This is a genomic window from Parafilimonas sp., from assembly GCF_051953455.1.
In the GTDB taxonomy this organism is placed as follows: domain Bacteria; phylum Bacteroidota; class Bacteroidia; order Chitinophagales; family Chitinophagaceae; genus Parafilimonas.
The window spans coordinates 88432-109168 of record NZ_JBQCIT010000018.1; the positions used below are offsets into that span (position 1 = coordinate 88432).

Annotated in this window: 15 protein-coding genes; 2 read left to right on the plus strand and 13 right to left on the minus strand. The window is 41.0% G+C overall.

Annotation, left to right across the window (positions count from 1 at the left end; genetic code table 11):
- Window positions 1–14 precede the first annotated feature (14 nt).
- Genes aroQ through ACTHN6_RS07670 form a run of 4 tightly spaced genes read right to left on the minus strand, consistent with a single transcriptional unit; the run spans window position 15 to window position 2667 of the window.
- Entirely contained in the window at window positions 15–437 is a 423-nt protein-coding gene (aroQ, locus tag ACTHN6_RS07655; protein WP_440435151.1) for a type II 3-dehydroquinate dehydratase, read from the minus strand.
- A 23-nt stretch (window positions 438–460) separates the two neighbouring features.
- Window positions 461–1630, minus strand: a complete 1170-nt coding sequence (gene mqnE, locus ACTHN6_RS07660; RefSeq protein ID WP_440435152.1) for an aminofutalosine synthase MqnE — start codon at window positions 1628–1630, stop codon at window positions 461–463.
- A 52-nt stretch (window positions 1631–1682) separates the two neighbouring features.
- Window positions 1683–2000 (minus strand): hypothetical protein, encoded by a 318-nt coding sequence (locus ACTHN6_RS07665; RefSeq protein WP_440435153.1) that lies wholly within the window; start codon window positions 1998–2000, stop codon window positions 1683–1685.
- Between the two features lie 28 nt (window positions 2001–2028).
- Window positions 2029–2667 carry a hypothetical protein gene (locus ACTHN6_RS07670; RefSeq protein WP_440435154.1) on the minus strand — a complete coding sequence of 213 codons (639 nt, stop codon included), beginning with the start codon at window positions 2665–2667 and terminating at the stop codon, window positions 2029–2031.
- Between the two features lie 163 nt (window positions 2668–2830).
- Here ACTHN6_RS07670 and ACTHN6_RS07675 point away from each other — a divergent pair, with 163 nt between their 5' ends.
- A complete protein-coding gene (locus ACTHN6_RS07675; RefSeq protein WP_440435155.1) occupies window positions 2831–3436 on the plus strand; it encodes a DUF4254 domain-containing protein in 606 nt (201 codons plus the stop codon).
- Between the two features lie 3 nt (window positions 3437–3439).
- Complete coding sequence (locus tag ACTHN6_RS07680; RefSeq protein ID WP_440435156.1) at window positions 3440–4468, plus strand: glycosyltransferase family 9 protein; 1029 nt, start codon at window positions 3440–3442, stop codon at window positions 4466–4468.
- Between the two features lie 74 nt (window positions 4469–4542).
- On the opposite strand, the gene ACTHN6_RS07685 is transcribed toward ACTHN6_RS07680, so the two are convergent.
- The 9 genes from ACTHN6_RS07685 to ACTHN6_RS07725 form a co-directional block, all read right to left on the minus strand.
- Window positions 4543–6180 (minus strand): eCIS core domain-containing protein, encoded by a 1638-nt coding sequence (locus tag ACTHN6_RS07685; protein WP_440435157.1) that lies wholly within the window; start codon window positions 6178–6180, stop codon window positions 4543–4545.
- Between the two features lie 9 nt (window positions 6181–6189).
- Window positions 6190–7830, minus strand: a complete 1641-nt coding sequence (locus ACTHN6_RS07690) for an eCIS core domain-containing protein (protein ID WP_440435158.1) — start codon at window positions 7828–7830, stop codon at window positions 6190–6192.
- 81 nt (window positions 7831–7911) lie between these two features.
- Window positions 7912–9384, minus strand: a complete 1473-nt coding sequence (locus tag ACTHN6_RS07695) for an eCIS core domain-containing protein (protein WP_440435159.1) — start codon at window positions 9382–9384, stop codon at window positions 7912–7914.
- Between the two features lie 77 nt (window positions 9385–9461).
- Window positions 9462–10379: a hypothetical protein gene (locus ACTHN6_RS07700; protein WP_440435160.1), complete on the minus strand. Its 918-nt coding sequence runs from the start codon at window positions 10377–10379 to the stop codon at window positions 9462–9464.
- Window positions 10380–10457: 78 nt separating this feature from the next.
- Window positions 10458–11990: an eCIS core domain-containing protein gene (locus ACTHN6_RS07705; protein WP_440435161.1), complete on the minus strand. Its 1533-nt coding sequence runs from the start codon at window positions 11988–11990 to the stop codon at window positions 10458–10460.
- Between the two features lie 441 nt (window positions 11991–12431).
- Window positions 12432–14036 carry an eCIS core domain-containing protein gene (locus ACTHN6_RS07710; protein WP_440435162.1) on the minus strand — a complete coding sequence of 535 codons (1605 nt, stop codon included), beginning with the start codon at window positions 14034–14036 and terminating at the stop codon, window positions 12432–12434.
- A gap of 30 nt (window positions 14037–14066) precedes the next feature.
- A complete protein-coding gene (locus ACTHN6_RS07715; protein WP_440435163.1) occupies window positions 14067–15638 on the minus strand; it encodes a contractile injection system tape measure protein in 1572 nt (523 codons plus the stop codon).
- Between the two features lie 59 nt (window positions 15639–15697).
- A complete protein-coding gene (locus tag ACTHN6_RS07720) occupies window positions 15698–16726 on the minus strand; it encodes an Lcl domain-containing protein (protein ID WP_440435164.1) in 1029 nt (342 codons plus the stop codon).
- A 104-nt stretch (window positions 16727–16830) separates the two neighbouring features.
- The gene (locus ACTHN6_RS07725) at window positions 16831–20736 is read right to left on the minus strand and encodes a hypothetical protein (protein ID WP_440435165.1); all 3906 of its coding nucleotides are present in this window, start codon (window positions 20734–20736) and stop codon (window positions 16831–16833) included.
- Window position 20737: the final 1 nt, after the last annotated feature.

The following is a 20737-nucleotide window of genomic DNA, read 5'->3' on the forward strand; positions in this document are numbered from 1 at the left end:
ATCAATGCTTCGTATTAAGCATTATCAACTAACCACTTTACCGCAAGTTCATAACCCTTTAAGCCCAGGCCAAAAATGCTGCCCACACTTTTGCCTGAAATATGAGAAAGCTTCCTGAAATCTTCACGTGCATGCACATTACTTATATGCACTTCAATAACCTTGGTTTTTATGGCGGCGATAGCATCGCCTAAAGCAACAGATGTATGTGTATAACCACCTGGATTTAAAACTATACCGTTGTAATCAAAACCAAGTTTTTGAATTTCGTTTATCAGTTCGCCTTCCACATTGCTTTGATAATAATGAAACTCCACTGAAGGGAAAAGACTTTTTAATGTTTCAAAATAATCTTCAAACGATTGGCTGCCGTAAACATCCGGCTCACGCTTGCCAAGGAGGTTAAGATTTGGCCCGTTGATGATAGCAATTTTCATATCAAAGTCTTCAAGCTTTTAAATTAGTTGTAATAAGGATTCACTTCCAGTTCATGCACATCATCTTCAGTATAATTCTTTATCTCCTTATACAAAGTATCCCGTTCCACAGGTTCGCGCTTTACCTGTTTAATAAGCGCCACAAGCTGTGCTGTTGACAAAGCAGGCGTTTGCTCTTCGCTGCCTGCCATTGAATAAATTTTCGTGGTATCATCAATCGTTCCGTCAAGGTCATTCACTCCAAAAGATAAACTCAATTGCGCATTCTGCCTGCCAAGCATTGGCCAGTATGCTTTGAGATGAGGGAAATTATCAAGGTATAATCTTGCAATGGAATACACTTTCATATCCTCAATCAGTGAGCTTTCGGGCACATGGCTCATATCATTATCCTTATTACGAAACTTAAGCGGAATAAATGTATTGAAACCATGTGTTTCATCCTGCAACTGACGCAAGCGTTCCATGTGATCAACACGGTGCCAATAATTTTCAATATGGCCAAACAGCATGGTTGCATTGGTATGCATGCCGAGGTTATGTGCAGCCCTATGAATATGCAGCCAGCCCTCAGCATCCACTTTATCGGCGCAAATTTGTTCGCGTATTTCGGAATGAAAAATTTCTGCGCCGCCACCGGGCAATGAATCAAGACCGGCTTCATGCAATAATTTCATACCATCTTCCACACTCAGCTTTGCCTTGCGAAACATGTAATCAAGCTCAACAGCGGTGAAACCTTTTATATGCAATTCAGGACGATGGGCCTTGATGGATTTCAGCAGATCTTCAAAAAAATATAAATTCATTTTGGGATGAACGCCACCAACAATATGCACTTCCGTTACAGGCTTGCCATCATATTTCTGAATAATGTGCATCATCTGTTCCTTGCTTAACTCCCACCCTTCTTCGCGGTGCGCATATATTCTCGAGTAAGAACAAAAATTGCAGGAGAAAACACAAACATTCGTTGGCTCTATATGAAAATTACGGTTGAAATAAGTTTTGTTACCATGCAATTTTTCCCGCACATAATTAGCAAGTGCGCCAACATAAGGCAAAGTTGCTTTTTCAAAAAGTGCCACGCCTTCATCAAACTGCAGGCGCTGGTTATTTAAAACTTTTTCACCGATGGATCTTAGTTCAGCATCTTTTTCATTCTCTACTAAAGTTTCTATTGAATTGCTCATGCGGCAAATTTAAACACGAAATATTAATTGCACCGTTAAAGCCTGTTCCGGCTTAATGTATAACCTCCAGCAAAAACAAAATTGTCATAAAGAAAATACTGAAGAGGCCTGCCAGGAAAGCGTATTCGGCAACTGTTTCATACATATCGGCGCGCTTTGTTTTGCTGCGGATAGACAGGAACGCACACAAACAGCTCGTCATAAATAGTACAAACGAAATGGCGGTAACTTCATCTATTATTGTTACAGAACTAAACTTAAAAAGTTTGATAGATGTTAATACAACAAAACAAAACCCGAGGAAATTGGAAGAGGCGTTTAATATTTGCGGCGCTTTATTATTGCTGTTTCCGTCTTTATTTGTTTGCATAGCCTTATAAATGCACAGCAGGTTTTAACTATTGTATAGTTAGTGTTTTTATTTGCTTCACGTTCATAAACTGTTTAAACTTTGGCTGATAAACTTCTGTGTTTATGTAGGAAAGCGAAACATTTTTGTTTTTCAGTTTGGCAACAGGGTCTTTTAACCAGTCATCCGAGCCCGGAACATAGGTGTAATAAATAAAATTAAGCTCACGGCCGGCTGCTGTTTTGAGGGTTATATATAAAAAATCTTTTTCTTCTACATTCACTATAGTACCTGCTGCGCTTTCAGCATTTTCGGTTTTTACCTGCGGTGATGACGGCAGGCCGAAACTCAGTTCATTATCACCGCTGGCTGCCATTGATATTGCCATTTTCATAAAAGAAGGGCAATTAATTTTCATAAGTTCCATAGCAAGGTCTGTTGCAATTTTTTCCGCCCCATCCATATCGCCGCCTGCCATCACTTTTGTAAGAAAATCGGGGGAAGCTGTGATGCAGTTTAAAAACGCCTGCTGCATTTCCTGTGCGGAACTTGAATCTGTGAGGTTGGATTTACCAAGACAATCGCACACGGCCACCGCGGTGGCATGCATGGAAGTATCTCCGGCAGACTGAGCCTTAACGCTTATAAAACATACTATTGCCAATAAAGAAACGAGTATTTTTTTCATGCAGATCCTGTTAAAACCGTTTGCATCTTCAGCTATATTATAACGGCTGATGCAAACATATTGATACTAATTTTTGTATCGGTAAATTTATACTTTCATTTACGGTTTCTGCAGCTTTTGTTTACAAAATATTTTCGCCGATTTTTGCCGCATAACTTTAAATATGATAAGCAAGCTTTGCAATGAAATATTTGAGCGGTCTGTAAAAGACTATCATATTCATGATAATGTGGATGCAGTTGAAAATAATCCTTACAAGTCATCTTCACTCGAACATTTACTCTATAAAAAAAACTGGATCGATACCGTACAATGGCATTTGGAAGATATTATACGGGAGCCAAATATTGACCCGGTGATGGCTTTAAAAATTAAAAGAAGCATTGACGAATCCAACCAGGAAAGAACCAATCTTGTTGAATATATTGACAGCTATTTTCTTGATAAATATAAAAATATTACAGTGCAGGCTGATGCAAAATTTAATACAGAAAGCCCGGCATGGGCTATCGACAGGCTTTCTATTTTAATGCTTAAAATTTATCACATGCAGCAGGAAGCTGAGAGAACTGATGCCACGGAAGCACACCGGCTTGCCTGCAGCAATAAACTGCATATTCTTTTACAGCAGCAGCTTGATCTTTCCACAGCTATTGATGAACTTTTGCAGGAAATAGAAGAAGGCAGGAAATATATGAAAGTATATAAGCAGATGAAGATGTATAACGACCCTTCTCTAAATCCTGTTTTATATACAAACAAAAATTAAGCAGTGAATACACCTGCGCATTTATTGGTTATGCGGTTTTCGGCAATGGGTGATGTGGCAATGACGGTGCCGGTTATAAAACAGTTGCTTCAGCAACATCCGCAACTTACTATCACTTTTGTTTCTGACGTAAAGTTCAGTGCGTTGTTTGATGATATTCCCCGCCTTACATTTTTTGGTGCAGATATTCATGGTAAATACAATGGTTTTGCAGGCCTCATCAAACTTTTTAATCAATTAAAACAAATAGAAAACATTACGGCTGTTGCAGACCTGCATGATGTGCTGCGCAGCAAGGTTCTTTCTTTTTTGTTTAAGGCTTCCGGTAAAAAAGTAAAGGTTATAGATAAAGGCAGGGAAGAAAAAAAAGAACTGACAAGAAAACACGATAAAATATTGAAACCCTTGCGCACAAGCTTTCAGCGGTATGCAGATGTATTTAATGCGCTTGGTTACCCGGTAAACCTTTCAAACAAACAGGAAAGGATAAAGCTTGGTGTTAATAATAGTATTGAAGCATTATTAACCAACAGGCATCAAACAAAAATTGGCGTAGCGCCTTTTGGCAAGCACAAAGAAAAAACTTATCCCATTGAAGAAATGGAGAAAGTTATTGCAGCTTTATCAGCCTGTAACCATACAATATTTCTTTTTGGCGGCAGCAATGAGCGTCTGCAATTCGAAGCCTGGCAAAAAGTATATCCTAACGTTATTAATATGGCCGGCAGGCTGTCTTTTAAAGAAGAGCTTATACTCATCAGCCATCTTGATTTAATGATAAGCATGGATTCCGGCAATATGCACCTTGCGTCTTTATATGGCGTTCCGGTTGTAAGTATCTGGGGCGCCACACATCCTTTCGCTGGCTTTTATGGTTTTGGGCAAAACCCATCCAACGCTGTTCAGGCAGATTTATATTGCAGGCCTTGCTCCGTGTTTGGTAACAAGACCTGTTATCGTGGCGATTGGGCCTGCATGAACTTGATAGCGCCACAACGGATAATTAATAAAGTGGATGATATAATAAAATAACCGATCATTTTCCAGCGCAACGTGTACCCTAAACTCACAAACGTATTAATTATTCCACTCAATCAACTTATCACTTACCTCCCGATATCAAATGATAAGTTTACGCCAATAATATGACTATAGGAGCCACGGTCCAGTACATCAAACATGGCCGTATAATTTACGCCGGCCTGGAAACCATTTCCACGTAAACCCACGGTGAGTGAAGCCGGGATATTTAATTGCGGCGGGTGGCCGGGATTACCCGGATCAAATAAAACGCCGGTATTAATATCGAGGAATAACGGGTGCGCTATACGGTTTAAACTTAAACCAACAGTTGGCCCCGAAAGCACATTGCCCGTTTCTGTGTTCCAGTAAGCATCAAAACCGAGGCGTGGATAAAACAAGCCGAGAAAAGCATCGTTGCCCAAGCGCCTGTCAACATGCAAACCGATAACAAAAGCCGGGTCGTTTAATAACGCACCGGTTGTTAAGCCAAACCGGGCAACCGGGTTAGCCAATGAAGCTGTAGAAAACCCTTCGGGGCTGTAATTGCATTCCGGTATTTCAAGATTGATGATATCGGCAAACTGCTGGTAATGCCTGGGCCGCACTTCATCACCCGAATGCATAATAGATTCGCGATCTGATGCGCCAAAACTATTCCACAGCCTCGTCCACCAATGATATTCATCCGTTATGCCTAATGTGTGCCCAAACTCATGTGCAATTCTCTGCTGTGTTAATCCGCTGCCCATATCCACCGGCGTTTCATGCGTAGTATCCAGCGTCATTTGCCGCGAAGGCTGGTTGGTAAACCCGGTGGTGCCTGCATCGTTTACATCAACACTGTAGCCGTGCCTTCCTCCTCTTGCTTCTGCATGCGTATTTAAATCTACGGCCACATCAAAACCATCAGTATGACAAGGGCAGGAATCATTACCAGGTTTTATGCGATGCTTATGCGACCATACTGTTTCCACCTGCCGTTCTGCTGAAGCCATGTAGGAATTCCTGCTTGTATCCACAACATCGGCACCAAAATTAAAATACCAATCCTGGTTATAATTGAAGGTGCAAGCGCTTGTATCAATATCATAATTGCCGGCATGATCAGTGCCATGATAAACACGCCGTTGTATCCTATTTTTTCGCTGCAAACCCTGCACATTCTTTTGCTGAACTACATGCGTTAATTCATGCCCTAATAGTCTTTTGCCATTGTCAGTTTCAGGATTAAACCTGCCTTCATTAAAAACAATATTGTTACCTGTTGTATAAGCCAGGGCATTTACAGCATGTGCAGATTTTGCAGCGGCAGTGTCTGTATGAATTTTTACATTAGTGAAATCACAGCCCATTCTTGGTTCAAAAAAACTTCTTGTTTTTTCATCCAGTTGTTTTCCTCCTGAAAGTGTGTTGACATAGTTTTCGGTTTCAGCAGAAACATTTATATCGCCATTTATTTCTTTCCGTTGCATTTTCTTTTCTTCTTCGCAGTGGGCACATTTGCGTTGTATGGAGGTAATGGCTGGTTTAAAAAAGGAATTATTATTGATTGATGGATCAGGCATGCGCATTACTTTATCTGCAACCGCATCTGCTTCCTGTTCATATACATCGTTGGGTTGATTAATAGAAAGCTTTGGCTGAAAGAATGATCGCTTTGATAATGGCTGAACACCTGTTGCTGCATTATTATTGTTATGCAAATTTTCGGTCTGTACCATCGTTAGCTATTAAAAATTAAAAAATGGCTTTGGTTTAAAGAATATGTCGCCGGTATTTTTTTCAACCGGCTTGCCAAGTGATGGGCATAAAGAATTAAATTCAATTTCTACTCTCCTGTTTGCTGCCGAATAACGCTCTCCTGCTTTTACATCAACCGGGTTATTTTCCCCTTCAGATCGTGTAAATATTAATGGAGCCATACCACCGGGATTTACGCTTACCAGGTCTAACTGAATCAACATTTTTATATAGTCGGCACGACGTTGTCCTATATCCTGGTTGTAGTCTTCGGTGCCCGGTTTATCTGCAAACCCTGTAATGGAAACAGCGCTTGCAGGACATGCTTCCATAAACTGATGTATTTGTTTTTTTATCTCATCAAAATGTGGCTGTTGCCGGCTGTTGAGGGTTGATTCATTAATGTTATAATCGTCAATAACACCCAGCCTGAAATTTAAGCTGAATGAAGACTGAGATTCCGGCTCCTTTTGCGGAGGCGAAGAACAGGCTCCATTAATCACTTCAAATGGCGGCATGCAACATTTGCCCAATGAATCCTTTTTGCCCGGCGAAATACAAATAGTGTTTATATCTACAGAAGGTTGTTTTTCGCATTTACCTTCTCCATTCACAAATTCATCAGCCTTGCAGCAATTATAATTTAAATTATTAGGTGCAAACTTTTCTTTCGGGCAACAACTTTGAGCGCTTTCAATGGTGCCGGAACAACATTGGCCTTTAAAGTCTGTAGACCCACCTTCATGATAACCGGGAATAGCATCGCATTTGCTTGTTGAAACGGTTTTCTTTCCTGTAATGGTTTTAATAATTGCCTCAGTGGCTTTTTTCAGGCCTTCTTTATATTGAGGATCTGTAACTGTTGTATCAATGATCTTTTCAAGTATAGCCTGCGTTATTTTTTCAGGCGCCGTTTTAATGGCATCTTTTATTTCATCCTTTATTTTCTTTTCCAGCTTTTTGAATAAAGTATCATTCTCTAATTTTTCAACTACTTCATTCTTTGGTACTTCATTTGTTTCATCGGGCTGACGTTGAATATGCGGAAGGGTATTTTGAGATTGCTGCACTACATGTGTGAGCTCATGCGCCAGCAAATGTTTACCTTTTTCTGTACCCGGCAAATACTGGCCACTGCCAAAAACAACGTTATTGCCTGAAGTATAAGCAAGAGCATTCAGGCTTTGTGCAGATTTTACTGCGTTTGAATCTGTATGGATCCTTACATTCGAAAAATCGTATCCAATCCTCGCTCCAAAAAAGCTTTTATCTTCATTACTTAAAGCATTTCCGCCCGAAAGTGAATTTATATAATCCGCGTTTTCATCAGGCGCCATTACCGAATTAGTATCTGCTTTTCGCTGTACATGCTTTTCTTCTTCTTCGCAATGTGCGCATTTACGTTGTATGGATGTAATGGCCGGCTTAAAGAATGCATTGCTATTGATGGATGGATCAGGCATGCGCATTACTTTATCGGCAACCGCATCGGCTTCCTGTTCGTAAACATCGTTGGGCTGATTAATAGTAAGCCCGCCTGAAGCATTAGCCTGTTTCGGCTGAAAAAAAATAGCTGACCGCCGGGTATTATCCAGGTTTGCTTTTAATGATATAGTATCTTTTGTTTTCAAAAAAGCTTATTCATTTATAGTTATTGCAGGGCTATTTAAATTTATAAGCTGCCATTTTATAAATCCACAGGCATTTTATTATCACCAGGTAAAATTTACCCTCAGCCTGAACACTTCATTAAACTGCTGTGCATTGCTGATGGCAACACGGCAATTCACTGTTGCAGTAGTAATACCACGTTCCCTCAATAATGCTCTTGTACCCGAACCTATGTAGGCATTATTCGCACTGCTATATTGATGAACGCCACCGCTATCGCTCCACATAGCATAGGCATTATTATTATCATCCAGTATATTCCAGCGGAATACATAATTATGCGATGCAGACAGACCTGCAATCTCAAAATGATTCCCTGCTGCTGAAGATGATTCTGTGCTACTGATATCAATAGTATTATTGCCGGAAACAGAAACTACCGACAAAGCGCCACTTAATAACGCATTATACTCTGCAAGGTTTATATCTCTTGATGCGCCGCCAAACGTGTTTAATGTGCCGGTAGGTGAATCCATTAAAGGGCCATCAATATCTGCCGGGCTAATTGAAGATAAATCACCGGGCCAGCCTGTAGTTTGCGATGATGCAAGTGGCCTGAAAGTTCTGTTTCTTTCCGTAGGCTCATTGGTTTCAAATTCTGCCAGTGAACTGTCGGCATCCATAACATCGCAGATGGTTGTTATATCATCCCGGCTAAAATTTCTTGCAGCTCTATAAAAAGAAATGATGTTTGACGGCAGGTCTTCTGCTGAAAAAGATGATTGACCAATCGCATCTGTCCATTGCTGCAAATTTTCAAAAGCCAGCGATTGCAGCATAAACACACGCAGTGCAACACTTAAAACTTCATCGGCAGACAGTGGCCGCTTGATATGAAATGATGGTGTTACACTGCTTAATAAAAAAGGGCCGCCGTGAGATTCCATTGCAGGTGTGGTTACCGGCTGTGGCGTTGTATCGCCTGAGGCCCTCATGGCATCGGAAGCATTTTGAATGGTTTGAATTAACTGTGAGGTCATGCCCGTACCAGCGTGCGACCAGTCAATCCAGCCGCATCGCGTAGAGAAAGAATAACGCGGCGGTGTATCAGTAATTCCTTCTTCATCTATCGACCGCTGAATAGTAGCAGTATTTTGTTTTTGCTGCACCACATGCGTTAATTCATGCGCCATCAACTTCTTTCCTTCAATAGTGCCAGGTTGATATTTACCCGGCCCGAAAATAATATTGTAGCCATGCGTATAAGCCAGGGCATGAATGTTTTTTGCTGATTGATTGGCATTACTATCTGTGTGCAACCGCACATCAGCAAAATCATAACCCAGCCTTGGTTCAAAAAAACTTCTCTCCTCACGCGACAGTGATTTCCCTTTTCCATTTATTGAGTTGATATAATGTTCTGCAGGCACATTAAAGGGCATTACATCATTATTTACTTTTTTGTCGCTATTAATATCATTGTACTGGTTCATTGCCATTTTCGGTTGAAAGAAAAGCTTACCTTTTTGAATACCGTTCAGGCCATTTGTTGTATGTACTTTATGCGAATGCATTAAATAGATTAATTTATTAATCCGGTAAATTATATTGGTGATTGCAGGTTATTATTTGCATGGCCTTTTATTGAATATCATTGAAAGCTATGGTTCTTGACTGCACCCGTAAAATCAAATTTGCCGGTAATTCTTCTTGTTCCACGAATACGCCCCAATCCTTTCGGTTCACTTGTTGAAGATGGCAAACCATGTGCTTCGGGTGCAGCATTTGCTATCATGCCCTGCGGGAGTTGATCTGCCAGATAAAGACTGGCATTCATTTCCCAGGTGCCGACCGTATTATCCGGTATCTCAAATTGCCAGTAATCAATATCTGTTTGCTGGTTTTTTAATTCAAATGCTTCCCAATACAAGGTTGATAAACTATAAGTGGCAGGTGGCGGCACAGAAAAATTAAATACCTTATTAATTTTTTGAATTACATAAGCCTTCTTTTCAATGTTCCCTTCTCCCAACGTTAAAAATTTAACCTGCCAGGAAAACTGAACGGGGCCGGTAGCCACCGGCGGAATGATCTTATCTGCAAGTTTGGGACAAGCATTTGGCAGGCTGTTCGGGCAGGCATAACAAGGTTTTGTTACATCAGAAATTACAAACATATCTCCTCCCGTAGATTCAAATGCTGCTGAAGCAGGTGTTTGACAAGATGCCTGAACGTTTGTATTATTATTTGGCGCCGGGCTTTGCCGCTGGATCAACCGAGTTGGCGCTTCGCTTACTCCCGCTTCAATAGTGTTATTTTCTTTACGTTGAATTTTATTTTCTTCTTCGCAATCGCCGCATTTACGCTGTATGGATGAAATGCCCGGTTTGAAGAATGAATTATTATTGATGGATGGACCAGGCATGCGCATTACTTTTTCCGCAACGGCATCTGCTTCCTGTTCATACATATCATTGGACTGGTTGATAGAAAGTTTGGCCTGAAAAAAAGATTCATTCGCTTTTTGCTGCTTCTGTTCATTCTTAATATTATGCGATAAACAATTCATTCTTCATAAATAAAATTGCATGTACTTGTTGAACAAAACACAAACCCGTCAAACTTATTCCTGACAACCCGGTATAATTCATTCTTCCGCTTCTGTTGGTTGCTGCAGCAACATTTCTTCTGCAATCACTGCAGGATCCCTGATATATTGAATTATATTATAATCGTGTAAGATTTGTATTAACGACAGCAAACTTCCGCGGCCTATAAAATCGGGTGTAAATGCTACAGCCTGGAAAAAGCCGCCACGGCTATGCAGCGCAGTATTTATATCCTGTGAAAGCTCATTCAATATAGAAGCGTCAACGCCTACAGATTGCAGCGGCCTTGCCACATAGCGCAGAAATTCATCGCCGCTTGAACTGAGCCGGGTAATTAAACTTATAACATTCAAATGCCTTCTTGAACGGGCGGGTAAGTCTGTATAACGCCAGTTTGTTGGATCTAATGTTGCCTGCGTGGTAAAAAATATTCTTGATATGCCGCGTGTAATTGCGCTGCCAATGCCTTCACCAATAGATTGCAGGTAAGAAAGCGTTTGCGCAACGCCCTCTGAAAATTCAATGATGGCATTAGCGGCCTGTACGGCGCCGCAATACGTTGCGCAACCGAGCGCATAAGCAACCTCAAGAAATATTGCAACCTTCCTGATGATCTGGCTGGCGGCCACTACAGCCGTTTCCCTTATACCCAGGGCAACAATTCTTTCCATTAACCTTGCCCGGATAGCCGCCGCACCGGCCGTGCGAATGGGAATGAGCCCTATTTTTCCTTCAGCAATAAATACCAATACGAGTTTTAATTTATTAAAAGTGCTCCAGGTTGCAAACTCAGCGCTCCATTGCCTGAAGGTTGGGGAACGATGCGCAAACCAGCGCCTGTCGAGGCTGTTGCCATATTCAACAGAAACAGCCTGCATTACTTCATCCATAATATCTCTCCAGATGCCCGGCGGCATGCCTAATTCGCAAAGCGCAAGGCATAATAGAAAGTTAGGATCGTTTGTCCTGTCATCTATTTCCCGCTGAATAACCGGTTTTGTGCGGATTGCTGTATTGCTGTTTTGCTGCACTACATGCGTTAACTCGTGCCCGAGTAACCTCTTCCCACTGTCGGTTTCGGGATTAAACTGATCTTTATTAAAAACGATATTGTTACCTGTTGTATAAGCCAGGGCATTTACAGCCTGCGCAGATTTGGCAGCAGCAGTATCTGTATGAATTTTTACATTACTGAAATCATAACCCATTCTTGGCTCAAAAAAATTCCTTGTTTTTTCATCTAATTGTTTTCCGCCCGAAAGCGAAGTGATATAGCTTTCTGTGGCAGCAGGAGCACTCATATCCCCATTCATTTCTTTGCGTTGCATCTTTTTTTCTTCCTCTTCGCAATGTGCACATTTGCGTTGTATGGATGTAATAGCCGGTTTGAAGAATGAATTACTACTGATGGAAGGATCAGGCATGCGCATTACTTTATCGGCAACCGCATCTGCTTCCTGTTCATACACATCATTAGGTTGATTAATGGAAAGTTTAGGCTGAAAGAAAGGCATGCCGGGGTGTGCCGGGTTTTTTAAAGAAGCATCATTTGTTCTGTTTTTAAGTTGCAAATTCCTTTATTTTAAAAATAAATATTTTTCATTCAACCGGCAGCGTCTGTATGCAGGCGTTAGCGTTGAAGAATTAGTGATAACATCAGTGCGTTCCAGTGTTAATTAAATATTTTTGAATACTCATTTGCTATTTTTCATTATTACTTTCTTTCCGCTGTATCTTTTTTTTTCTTCTTCATAACGTATTCTTACGCTGCATGAATGAAACAAAGATTTGAATAGATTATTCTTTTTTGCGGCATCAGATCGCAGCTGATAATTCAAATCCTTACCCCTAAACGGCTCTTGCAAATCCCGAGTAGCAGTAAACATTCGTTAAACATGCCGGCGCGGCAGGCGGGTATCCGGCATCCGTCGGCATAACATCAGGAGGGCAACAGCCAGCCGCCCGGCCTGCTTCGTGCAACAGGATGCTACCCAGATCGGGCTCAGCACAATTTACGCCAAAGCCATTCGGACATATATAAGAAATTCCCGTGGTTGTAGGACATGGCGTGCCGGCACACCAGTTGTCAGGTGGCCCGCAATAAGCCTGGGCCGGAGCCGATCCGCAGGCAAAAAGCGATGGAGTACGCAACCTGTTGCTAATTGTATCGTATCGGTTTTTACCGTATCAAATTCTGCCGCGCTGAGTGCGGTGAAATGTGCCGCAAGCGCAGCTTGCTGGCCTGCAGTTCCGGTTCCCGCCTTGAGGGCAGTTATAGCTGCAGCGGCCGCGGTGGATCTGGCAAGTCCTGTAGTTCGTGCTGTTTCAACCGTTGCATCCTGCGCCGTTGTGCATCCTGGGTAAGTAACAGACCCTGCTGCATCATATACATAGCCCGGAGGCGTATCTCCTGAGGTACTTCCTTCCTGCGTAGGTGAGGTTGCACTGGCCGCTGCTCTGGTTGGCGTCCAGCGGCGCGGCGCAAAAGTTGCATCGTCATGACGCGGGGTTGAACAGTTGCCCGTTTGCCCGTTGTCTAAACGGTAGAATCCACCACCACAGGTCATGCCATCAGCATCTTCCAGTGTGCCGGTACAGTTTCCCTGTGCCAGGCTTTTCCAGACACCTGTTCCTACCAAAGCCCACTCAGTACCCGAAGCCTGCATGCAGCCCTTCCCGCCAAATAATCCGGCGCTGCCTCGCTGCACAGATTTAGTACCGGAAGATTGTTGCAGTGTGTGGGTTAACTCGTGGGCTATTAAACTACGCCCGGCAGTGGAGCTGATATTATATTCACCATTGGCAAAGGCAATATTGTTTCCCAGTGTATATGCCCTGGCGTTAATTGATTTCGCTGCCTGGTTCGCGTCTGCTCCGGTATGAACCCGAACATCGCTAAAAGACTGCCCGAAGCGAGGCTCAAAAAATGAACGGGCCGATTCGGGCAAGGGTTGGCCTCCACCCAGATTGCTAAGCCTGCTTTCTAACCTGGAATCGATTACGCTTGTGCCGGATGGCTTTCGCTGAACCAATTCTTCCTGTTTCTCTTCCACTGCCGTCATCCGGTGTATTTTCTCTTCGGTACAACTATAGCACTTTCTATGAACTTGTGGTGCCACATTATGCTCCTGCTCTTCCTCTTCGCAATCGGTGCACATTCGCTGGATTAGCGAAGCAGGCTGCTGTGATACTACCTGTTTTTCAACTTTTGCTGACCTACCTGGTTTCTGTCCATGGGCCTCATTGAGTTGATTGACAATTAACTTGGTTTGAATGCGGGGATTAAAAAATGACACTGTCTCGTTTTGCGCAAAGTTTTTTTGTCTGGCATCCGTTATTTCACCATTCTCTTCTTTTCGCTGTATTTTCTTTTCCTCCTCTTCACAATGGGCACATTTACGCTGCACTGATGTTATAGCAGGTTTGAAAAAAGAATTATTACCAGCAGATGGATCTGGCATACGCATAACGTGGTCTGCCATGGCATCTGCTTCCTGTTCATATATATCATTAGGCTGGTTAATTGTAAGTTTAGGCTGAATGAGCGGTTTAAAAAAATTACCGTTAACCTTAGCGGTATCAGAAGGCGACTTGCCAGCTATTGCTTTCTCGCACATAGGAAATAATTTAAAATAAATAAATTTATTTCAACACCATTCAACATTTAAGAAGCCCGTCATCCAGGGCAATTTTACAGTTGAAAACCCCCAGGGTAATTTGTTTAATAAAACATCAACCGTTTTTTGCTCAACTGTTAACTGCCAGCCGGTATCTTTTATCAGGAGTTTACCTTTTCGCTGTAAGAAAGTTTGCTGTAAACCTTCAATGGAAGTGTTTTTTAAAGATGGCCAATAATTAATGACCGATTGAAGTAATGCTGTTGATTCATCCATTTCCTGCTTTGATAATATTATTTCAGAGGGCAATGTTTCTTCCATATCAAAGCCGCATAAAATTTTTTGCAGTATAAGATTGAACTCCGCAACTTCCGTTAAACCTGTACATAAATAATATAACAGGATTATTGCCCTTTTCCGAGTTTCATCCGAAACAAATTTTTTCTTTTCTATTAACTGCAGGGATTCAAAATAAGACAGCAGAAATGGATGCAGTAAAATAACACCGCAGTTATCAACAAACAGTGCATCTTCCATTATATTATCCTTGTCTTTCTTTATTTTTTTAGATGCCTTTCCTGCTGCTTTTTCTTCTTTTGCCTGCGGATATTCTTTATTATCAGTAAAGCTTTCTCCTTCATTGATTTTTAATCCAGGCTTCAAAGAAGGCAAATCCGAAAGCCAGTTTTTATCTGTTCTTAAAAGTTCTTTTGGACTAATGTGAAGAAGTGTAACCTGTTTTTCATACAATACAGCAATATTTTTAATAATAGTAATTACAGGTTTCGTGTGTACTGAATTTACCAATATGGATAGTTGGTTTAATACTATCGCATCATTAGCTTTCAGAAATAGTTTGTGTAACTGAACTGCAATTAATTCATCAAGCGTAAAAGATTTATCCTGTTCAAACAGCAGTTCCAATATTTCAATAATGTAGTTTATTGGTTTTGCAGAAGTGATAGCCGAAGCTCCTGGTACGTCCAGTTTGCTATAAATAATTTTTAAATCGTTCAGCAATAACTGCCATTGATTTTCTTCTATGTTCTTATATGTTGCCGCGGCAACGATTTGCCGTATTAATTCCTGAGAACATTGCAATGCAATCCGCTCTGTTATTACCGGGTTATTTTTTGCATTTTCACGCAGCCGGTCAATCAAAAGCAGCCAGTCCTTTTCAGTCCATTCATTAAATATTGCTGCTTCAAAAGCGGCCATGTCTTTCGCTTCAATATACCAGGGCAACACTCCTTTTTCAATAAAATAAATAAACCCTTCCCTTACCGATTGCGCCTGTTTTGTAACAGAAACATCAGGCGTATTTTCCTTATGAAGAGAACCGAGTGATGTTTTTAGTTCCTGTATCAATTTATGCTTAAACCCATTGGCAAAATCTGTGGCGCTTACCTCTCCCAAATCAAGGTTAAGCTTTTCAATCCTGGTGACAATACCCGGCGTATCAATTTCATTTAGTGTTTCTTCCATTGCAGCCGTTAATCCATTGGCAAAAAGCTTGCTTACAGTATGCTGGTAATTGAATGCATTATCTATACTTTCAACATTTAAAATAACTTCCTGTTTATGTATGATGTGGTTAGACATCTTTAATTATCAATTAATGCCGGTATTTTAATTTTTTGAATAATCAACCATACAAATCGTCAATTATCAATCCATACTTCGCAAACTGCCCGCACATGATATTTGTTCGCCTTATCACTTTGTATCTCCCTGCCATTAAGAAAATCAACCAGCCACGCAGTATGCCTTTTAGGCGCTTCAACGGAAGTCCAGTAACCTTCTTTTGCAAAGCCGCCGGTGTTTTTTGCGGCAAGCGTTTTATAGATTAAACTCAGTTCAGCTTTAGAAGGCAAATACCACCCTTTACAACTATCAGTGCTGAATTTTGAGCATGTATTTGCAGCCAGCGAAAATGAATCTATCTTAACTGCATTGCTCCTGTCAAAAATAATATCATTGGTAGCGCCGGTTACGGTATAAGTGAACCGTGTATTATACCATGTAACGCTATTACTTTGGTCAGCGAAAGAACATATAAGATAGCGTGTGGCGCAGGGATGTTTATCGTCGCGGGTGGTATCGACAAACACTACATAACCGCAGGACATAGAATCGCCAACTTTATATTTAGGTATTGATGAGCCGCCCTGTGGCTTCAAAATAACACTGCAGGTATCAAAACATTGGTTGGCATCAAAAACGGTTGCAATATATGTACCTGCCGGCAAACCGGTTTGAACAGAATCAGATCGCTGCGGCCCCGCATTCCATGAATAGGAATAAGGAGGCGTTCCGCCTGAAACTGTAACGGAAACAGCTCCTGAATTGCTACCGCATTGCATACTGCCGGCACACGACACAATTAATCTTGAAGGCTCTGTAAGCGTAACACGCTGTGAGTCGCTTAATGTATTGAAAGTGTCACGAATCCTGATGGTATAAGCACCTGCTTTTAAATTCACAAACAAGTTGGAAGGCTGGAAGGTGCGCCCTCCATCGATTGAATAATTATAAGGCGGCCTGCCATTGGAAGCGGTAATAGTAATTGTACCGTTTGCCTGGCCATTGCAACGCACGTTTGTTACAGCCACATTTTTTATGGAGGGACGGGTTTGCGCATAGCCACCGGCTGCGTAAACCATACAAAGGAAAAATAGCAGGTGTTTCATCTTTTTAATTTTTATAGGTCAGGAGGCCCGCTGATCAGCTCAGCCGGGCAAAAAACGCCCGATAAGGTTTTCTCTATGTGTTTAAATACCGCATAGGCGTTTTTTTATGGTCTTTTATTTCGTTTTGGAGGTGTAGCAGGCTTGTCTTTTGTTTTATCAGTTGAAGATTTATCAGCCGGTGCTTTTATATCCTTGCTCACATTTTTCAATGCGTCTGTTTTTATTGTTTTATCAGTAATGTCAGGCGTCGTATTCTTTGTTCTTCCCGGCGTTTCAGTTTTTGTATCTTCTTTTACTGCATCTTTCGAAGGGGTTGCTACTCCGGTCGTATTTTTTGTTGTTGTACTTTTTGTTTCTTCCGGCGTTTTAGCTTTAATGTCTTCCTTTACTGTATCTTTTACGGGAGTTATTGTACCTGTCGATTTTTTTGTTGTTGTGCCTTTTGTTTCTTCCGGCGTTTTGGTTTTCACATCCTCCTTTAAAGCATCTTTTGCAGGCGTTGTAATACCGGTATCAGATTTTCCGGGCGGTATGGTTTTAGTGTCTGTAGATTTGGGCGTTGTGCCTCTTCCAATCTTTGTATCGTCTTTTTTATATTCCGGTTCAAACGGGCCTTTGTCAACATTCTTTTTTATTATATCTAATGTAAGTAAGCCTGTTTTTGAATCACTTGAAGTGGTGTCATTCAAAACATAGGTTACGGTAAGCTCAATGTTAAATTCATTTGCATCTGTTGCACGCTGTAAAACGGATAATGAAACTGGTGCCGGAATAGCCTTGCTTTCAAATATGCCTTCCTTGCCGTTTACCAGCCATTCATAGCTTGTAGCATCAATGTTTTTAGCGGCCAATGCAATCATCACTTCGCCGGAAGGAATACTTTGAACATTTACAGTAAATGAGGCGTCAGGCTTTATAATAGTTATGTCCAGTTTTATATCTTCATAAGTAAGCGTGGTTTTTAATGTAGCACTTATGTCCATTGCAGGATGCAGCAATAATTTATCATCTTCAGCCAAAAGGTTCAGCTTGCCGGGGTTGGTAGTACTGTCAAAATCAGCAGGTGTTACCGTTTCGCTTGTTGTGAACGGATAATTATGTGCATCATCATACAAGAATGTTCTCGGTTGTATATCAAAAACCGTTTTATCTTCCGGAGGTAAAACATAAGTCACGGGCGCACAATCCGAACAGCATAAATAAGGCACATAAAAGTCTGCTATTACAGCATAATCAGGAATTGCCGGCAATGCCACTGCTGCAGCAAGCGCCGGCGACAAAGTAGCTATGGCACGATCAATAAAGGTGGGATCTTTTGCAATAATATCACTGAATGAACTCTGCAGGCGCAGCTTAAGATCGTCATTGGTAACGTTTTGCTGAGCCTGTACATTGACAGTGCTTGCTTTAGAAGTAACATTTGTTGCCGCGGCTACATTGCGGCTTGCGGACGCTGTAAAGGATGTTGATGCTGCCGAAGAAAGTCCGGTGGTAGGCGTTCTTACCGTTGGTGCATTATACACAATTATAAAAGTTCCGCCTTTAGGCACACCGGCTTTATGTTCCATACCACGGTGCTGATTGTAATAATTAGAAAACATCATCTGCTGCTTCAGCCGCGTAACCCTTGCCGTGTATTCATTCTTCAGCGAAGTAAATTTATCTGTATAGCAGCTATGTATTACATCATTAAATAAGCCCATGTTCTCTTCATAGTTGGCAAAATAATTCGGATCTTTTGTATTGGCCTGGTATTGCAGGTACACATCATTTAACTGCATTAAATAATTCTGCAATGCAGTCATCTTAGCATTAAAATTATCAACATTGAAAGTTGAGAGGCTTGTAAAATAAAGCGTGCTTATAATCTCTTCAATCAAATCAACTATCGTTAAAAAATTATTGGAAAGATTGGCCGGATCAAAGCTTGAGAAGAAGTATGAACCTGATGGTATATGATTGATATAATAAACACCCACACTGTTTGCAGGAAGCTTGCTGTAACAGGTTTGCTGTTTCAGGAAAGTACCTTTCTGATACAGGAATAAATTAATGAACAATGAATCCTGCAGGGTAAGATTAGCTGTTAACTGACCGGTGGCTGCGCTTACCTGGCCGGTATTTGCAGCGGCTTCAGCTTTTATTGAACCGGTAGCGGCTGCACTCGCCGCTGCGCTGATCTTTGATGTATCATTGCTTATCTTTTCGGCTTTCAGCGATTCATCGGCGGCTTTGATTGTTTCTCTTTTACTGTCTGTTTCGGCGGCAGCAGTTCCAGAAGCAGCTTTAATATTACTTGCCCCGGCTACATTAACATCTGCATTTATAACATCGCCAAATATTATTGGCGGTATGAAAATTATAAATATATAAGGCTGGCTGGCAGCATAACACATCAGTTTACCGAGCATACAATACAAATCGCTTCGAACTACATTGAACACGGAATTTAAATCCTGGAAACTGCATTGCGGATCGTTTTCAGAAATGGTTGTTGTAGCACCGCCGGCCTGTATGGCCACCACATCAACCGGAAGATTAAAGTTTTGGATTTTTGAAACAATGTCATTTAATACAGTTGTATAATTCTTGCCAATGTGCCCTTCAATCCTTAAAAAATTATAGTATTCAATATCATATAATAACGGATTAAGCACAGCATCATTTGAGCTATATAAATTTCCATTATAGCTTAAATTATAAGCAGCATTGCCATGCGTGGTTTTATAATAGCTCCATGCTTTATACAATTCACTTCCATTTTCATTTACACGGTAATAATATGGAATAGCACGTTGTGATAGCCACAGATGTTCGTATTGACTGGGCGTAATTTTTATAGCAGCATTGGCAAAGGTTTGTGATGACAGGATGGTAAAATCACGCACCAGCAATTTCATTTTCTGGAAAAGAAAAACAGCTTCTGAAATTTCGCCGTAATTTTTTTCGAATATGGGTGAATAAATAAAATATTGCCGGTAAGCATCCGTAATATAAAAATCTGTATTGCGGGAAGCTTCACCCAAAACAAGGTGCAAAGGAAAGAGGTTTTCATCGGGACAGCAGGCTGAAATAATCTCAGAAACTTTCACCACAAATTCATAATAAGCTTTTACAAGGTCATCAACAAAATCATAGAAATATTGAATGAACAACCTGTTGCTTTTCAGGATAGCATCGCGTTGCGCCTGCAGTTGTTTCAATAAATCTGTAAATGGATTATCCTCTTCACCTAAGATGAGCTTATACTTTTCATACGTGTACATATAAGCGTTGGCAACCCGTGTTAAAGTAAAATCATCCACCAGCTTTGCAAAGGCATTGATAATATCATTTGCCGTTTGCAGGTTAGAATAAGGTACATTAAAGCGCTTGAAATATATCTGGTGCGGAAGATTTAATACAGGTGATTGGTTGCGGGAAATTACAGACGGTAAATCTTTTTTTGCCACCAGTAAAGCCCTTATAATAAAAGAAACCCTTTCACCATTATTATTGCAATCAAACATATCGCAATTCTTGAGATCGTTTTCTGATGCTTCAAGAAATAATACCACTACATAGTCATTAAAAAAGTTTGATTGAAGATTGCTGATAGCTTGTGCAGCAGCCTGGTCATCTTCATCAAGCACATCATACTCCTCATCAGTGAGCATTAAATAAATCTTCTTATTCTTATTATAATTTTTATAGAAAGGCATGTTGTTGTCGGGATAATCGAACAACGGCGGGTTCAGCGGCTGATCGGGCGCTGTATAGGGCATATAATGAGTGTACTGCTTATTGCCCTGCGTAATTAAATATCCCTGCGAGGTAACGCCGCAACCTTTTGTAATTTCAATTACGCCGTCATCATTTATAACCTCAAACCCGCATACTATTCCAATGCCTATCAGTTTATTGCGTGTCCAGCGGTTTTGCTGGTCGAGATAACTAAAAGTCTTATTCAGGTCATTATCAGTTAATACCTGGTCTGACTCAAAAAAAATGTACTCGTAAGGACTTGCCATA